The organism is Halomonas sp. (genome assembly GCF_031581305.1).
GTDB lineage: Bacteria > Pseudomonadota > Gammaproteobacteria > Pseudomonadales > Halomonadaceae > Halomonas.
In genome coordinates, this window is sequence record NZ_JAVLBC010000236.1 from 1 (window position 1) to 4,364 (window position 4,364).

The 4,364-nt window shown below is 67.2% G+C and carries 4 protein-coding genes; 3 read left to right on the forward strand and 1 reads right to left on the reverse strand.

Translation table 11 applies throughout. The features are described 5' to 3' along the window. Nucleotides 1-87: 87 nt before the first annotated feature. Entirely contained in the window at nucleotides 88-1,113 is a 1,026-nt protein-coding gene (locus RI841_RS14800; protein ID WP_310706401.1) for a quinone-dependent dihydroorotate dehydrogenase, read from the forward strand. A 102-nt stretch (nucleotides 1,114-1,215) separates the two neighbouring features. On the opposite strand, the gene rmf is transcribed toward RI841_RS14800, so the two are convergent. Further along, a complete protein-coding gene (rmf, locus tag RI841_RS14805) occupies nucleotides 1,216-1,422 on the reverse strand; it encodes a ribosome modulation factor (RefSeq protein ID WP_082042631.1) in 207 nt (68 codons plus the stop codon). Between the two features lie 262 nt (nucleotides 1,423-1,684). Here rmf and rlmKL point away from each other — a divergent pair, with 262 nt between their 5' ends. Both rlmKL and RI841_RS14815 read left to right on the forward strand, forming a co-directional pair. Continuing rightward, nucleotides 1,685-3,889, forward strand: a complete 2,205-nt coding sequence (gene rlmKL / locus RI841_RS14810) for a bifunctional 23S rRNA (guanine(2069)-N(7))-methyltransferase RlmK/23S rRNA (guanine(2445)-N(2))-methyltransferase RlmL (RefSeq protein WP_310706402.1) — start codon at nucleotides 1,685-1,687, stop codon at nucleotides 3,887-3,889. After that, nucleotides 3,886-4,233, forward strand: coding sequence for a glutaredoxin family protein (locus RI841_RS14815; protein ID WP_310706403.1), 348 nt, complete (start codon nucleotides 3,886-3,888; stop codon nucleotides 4,231-4,233). Before rlmKL ends, RI841_RS14815 begins: the two co-directional genes overlap by 4 nt. Nucleotides 4,234-4,364: the final 131 nt, after the last annotated feature.

Genomic DNA, 4,364 nt, shown 5'->3' on the forward strand with positions numbered 1-4,364 from the left:
GCCGCAAGATACTGCGATGGCGTCGTTTCCCGCTCGCGGCACTGGTATACTCTGGCGCCCCGCTCGCCACGCTTTTCCGGAGTCGCCATGTATTCGCTCGCCCGTTCGCTGCTGTTTCGCCTGGACGCCGAGACCGCCCACGGGGTCGCCCTGAAGGGACTCGACCTGGCCGGTCGCCTGGGCCTGGCGGGGCGAGTCGGCGGCGGCCGGGTCGAGGACCCGGTGGAACTGATGGGGCTGCGCTTTCCCAACCGCGTGGGCCTGGCCGCCGGGCTGGACAAGAATGCCGACCATCTCGATGCCCTGGGCGCGCTGGGTTTCGGCTTCGTCGAGGTGGGGACCGTGACGCCCCGCCCCCAGGACGGCAACCCGCGTCCACGGCTGTTCCGCCTACCCGAGGCCGGCGCCATCATCAACCGCATGGGCTTCAACAACGCCGGGGTGGATCATCTGGTCGCCCGTGTGCAGGCGAGCCGCTACGACGGGGTGATCGGCATCAATATCGGCAAGAACCTCACCACCCCGGTCGAACAGGCGGTGGACGATTACCTGACCTGCCTGCGCAAGGTGCATGGCCATGCGCACTACATCACGGTTAACATCTCCTCGCCCAATACCCCGGGGCTTCGCAACCTGCAGTTCGGCGAGCACCTGGATGCGCTGCTCGGTGCCCTGCGCGAGGAGGGGAGCCGGCTCGACCGTGATACCGGTCGCCGTGTCCCTCTGGCGGTGAAGATCGCCCCGGACATGAGCCCCGAGGAGGTCGGCCTGGTGGCTCGCACCCTTGCGGCCAATGCCATCGACGCGGTGATCGCCACCAACACCACGGTCTCCCACGAGTCGGTGGCGGGGCTCGAGCATGCCGACGAGCAGGGCGGACTCTCCGGGAGGCCCGTGTTCGAGCCGTCGAACACGGTGATCCGCGAACTGCGCCGCCGGCTCCCAGGTATGCCGATCATCGGCGTGGGTGGCATCGACAGCGGCGAGGCGGCGGTGGACAAGGTGGCGGCCGGCGCCGATCTGGTGCAGCTCTATTCCGGCTTCATCTATCGTGGGCCGGCGCTGGTGGGGGAGTGTGCCCGGGCGCTGCAGGCCCGTTTCGCCGGGCAGTGAGGGGCCGGCGGGCGGCCACTAAAAAGCCCATGGCCATGCCATGGGCTTGATAGATTCGTCAACACCTCTGACGATGGACTGATGACCCGGTGAATGCGGGGGTCACATCACCATGGGGTTCTTGTGAATGCCGGAGACTCCCGTCATGCCGGACCATTGATCCCCACGACCTTCACGCCAACCGCTCATCCAGTACTCGCGTAGATTGATATCCTGACTTGGACAGTCATCGCGGGAACGACCTGAGAGACCCGCCTTGTACCCATGAACATAGGCACGCTGGAAGCGATCACGTTTCTGTCGTTTCATTGGACTACCTCTTGATGAAGGTACCGACGAGAACCTGGCCTCGAGACCAGATTCATGTTGCCCGGGCGACATCGGTCTCTGCGGCAACTCCGTGCTGCACGACGACTCGAGGCCCGTTGACAGGAACGCATGCGTCATTCAGTAGCTACTCACTTATTGATAGCCCAGGATGATGATGGTTGTCGACCGATGATTTGTAACAAGGCGTTCACCTGCCTGTCACGCCTCCACCCCGGCCAGCCACCGCGCCGATGGATATTCCATGACTGAACTGCACACCTCTGATTCACTCGATTTTCTGGCCACCTGTCCCCGCGGCATCGAGCTGCTGATGGTCGACGAGCTGGTCGCCCTGGGCGCCGTGCCCGGCAAGACCACGGTGGCCGGGGTTCACCTTCGCGCGAGTCTCGAGGTCGCCTACCGCATCTGCCTCTGGTCGCGCTTGGCCAATCGGCTGGTGCTCTGCCTGTCCCAGGAGGAAGGCATCGAGACCCCCGAGGCACTGCGTGCCGCCACAGCAGCCATCGACTGGCGGCGCCACCTCCCGCCGGGCGCGACCCTGGCGGTGGACTTCCATGGCCGCACCGAGGCGATCCGCCACACCCGCTTCGGGGCCCAGACCGTCAAGGATGGGGTGGTGGATCGCCTTCACGCCGAGGGACGGTCACGGCCCGACGTCGATACCCGGCAGCCGGACCTTCGCCTCTATGCCCACCTGCACCGGGGGCGGCTGACGCTGGGGGTGGACCTCTCGGGTGACAGCCTTCACCGCCGTGGCTACCGCCGTGACGTGGGCCATGCCCCACTCAAGGAGAACCTGGCCGCCGCCCTGCTGGTGCGCGCCGGCTGGCCGGCGCTGGCTCGGGAGGGGGCACCGCTGGTCGACCCGCTGTGCGGTGCTGGCACCCTGTTGATCGAGGCCGCCATGATGGCCGCCGACATCGCCCCGGGTCTGGCCAGGGAGCGCTTTGGCTTCCACGGCTGGGCCGGGCATGACGAGCGCTGTTGGCGGGAACTGCGGCGCGAGGCCGAGGGGCGGGCCAGCATCGGGCGCAAGCGCTGCCGCTCGCGGCTGTTCGGCTTCGACGAGAGCCCCCCGGCGCTGGCCGCGGCCAAGGCCAACGCCATGCGTGCCGGCGTGCCGGCGCTGATCGAGCTCGAGGGGGCCTCCCTGGCCGAGCTGGCGCGCCCTCAGGGGCTGCCCGACACGCCCTGCGGACTGGTGATGACCAACCCGCCCTACGGCGAGCGCCTCGGCGAGCTTCCCGAACTGGTGCGCCTCTATAGCCAGCTCGGCGAGCGGGTCAAGGTGGCCTTCCCCGGCTGGCAGCTGGCGGTCTTCACCGCTAACCCGGACCTCGGACACCGCATCGGGCTGCGGGCCCACAAGCAGTACGCGCTGCGCAACGGTCCTCTGGAGGCCAAGCTGCTGCTGATGGCCATTCCCGAGGCGGAGGGGTCGCCGTCCGGGAAGGCCGCCCCGGCGCGCTCCGAGGGGGCGCAGATGTTCGCCAACCGCCTGGAGAAGAACCGCCGGCGGCTGAAGAAGTGGCTGAAGAAAAGCGGCGAGCGCTGCTACCGGCTCTATGACGCCGACATGCCCGAGTATGCCCTGGCCATCGACCTCTACGGCGACTGGGTGCACGTACAGGAGTATGCGGCACCGAAGTCCGTCGATGCTGCCCAGGCCCAGAAGCGGCTGTTCGAGGCGCTGGGCGTGATTCCCGACGTGCTGGGCGTCGACCCCGGGAGAATCGTCGTCAAGCGTCGCGAGCGGCAGAGTGGCAAGGCCCAGTACCGCAAGCAGGCGGCCAGCGGTGAGCGCTTCGAGGTGCGCGAGGGCCGGGCGCGGCTATGGGTCAACCTGCGCGACTACCTGGATACTGGCCTCTTTCTCGATCATCGCCCGGTGCGGCGCCTGCTCGGCGAAATGGCCCCTGGCAAGCGATTCCTCAACCTCTTCTGCTATACCGGGGTCGCCACGGTTCAGGCCGCCCTGGGATCGCAGAAAGAGGGCAACGAGTTGGCCGGCGGGGCCAGCGAGAGCGTCAGCGTCGACCTCTCCAACACCTACCTGGAGTGGGCGCGGGATAACTTCGCCCTCAACCGCCTCGACCCAAGCCGCCACCGGGTGGTGCGCGACGACTGCCTGCGCTGGCTGGAGACGGCCGGCGGCGAGTTCGACCTGATCTTCCTGGACCCGCCGACGTTCTCCAACTCGAAGAAGATGGCCGATACCCTGGACGTCCAGCGCGACCACGGTCGGCTGGTGCGCCTGGCCATGGCGCGCCTGGCGCCGGGCGGGACCCTGGTGTTCTCCAACAACCAGCGGCGTTTCAGGATGGATGCCGACCTCGCCGAGGAGTATGCGGTCGAGGATATCTCGTCGCGCACCTTCGACCCCGATTTCTCGAGGAACCCCGATCTCCACCATGTGTTCCTGATCCGCCATCGGGAGGGTGCATGATCCGCCTGAGGCTCTACACCACCCTGGGCTGCCATCTCTGCGAGCAGCTCGAGGCGCTGCTGGTGACCCTCTGCGCCACCCCTTACCGGCTGGACAGGGTCGAGATCAGCGACGATGACGTCCTGGTCGAGCGCTACGGGGTGCGCATCCCGGTGCTGGTGGACGAGGCGGGGGAAGAGCTTGACCGCGGCATGGAACCCGAGCGCCTGGCCGGCTGGCTGGCGGACCGAGGCTGGCTTGACGAGGCCGCCTGGCAGCAGCTGCAGCAGCAGTTGAGTGGCGAGACATCGCCCGAGACGGTAAAGGGGGCAACCCTGCGCGGCGGACGGCGTTATCTGGGATAGCCCGGCTTCGCCGGGAGCTATAAGCTGTAAGCGTTAAGCTTTAAGAAAAGCCGCTGGCCAGGTAAGGCGAGATAGACAGCATCCTGGCTTACGGCTTACGGCTTACGGCTTACGGCTTACGGCTTACGGCT

Excerpts from the sequence above, each read along its gene's own strand:
- RI841_RS14800 (WP_310706401.1), top strand. The coding sequence starts at position 88 with ATGTATTCGCTCGCCCGTTCGCTGCTGTTTCGCCTGGACGCCGAGACC.
- rmf (WP_082042631.1), bottom strand. The coding sequence starts at position 1,422 with ATGAAACGACAGAAACGTGATCGCTTCCAGCGTGCCTATGTTCATGGG.
- rlmKL (WP_310706402.1), top strand. The coding sequence starts at position 1,685 with ATGACTGAACTGCACACCTCTGATTCACTCGATTTTCTGGCCACCTGT.
- RI841_RS14815 (WP_310706403.1), top strand. The coding sequence starts at position 3,886 with ATGATCCGCCTGAGGCTCTACACCACCCTGGGCTGCCATCTCTGCGAG.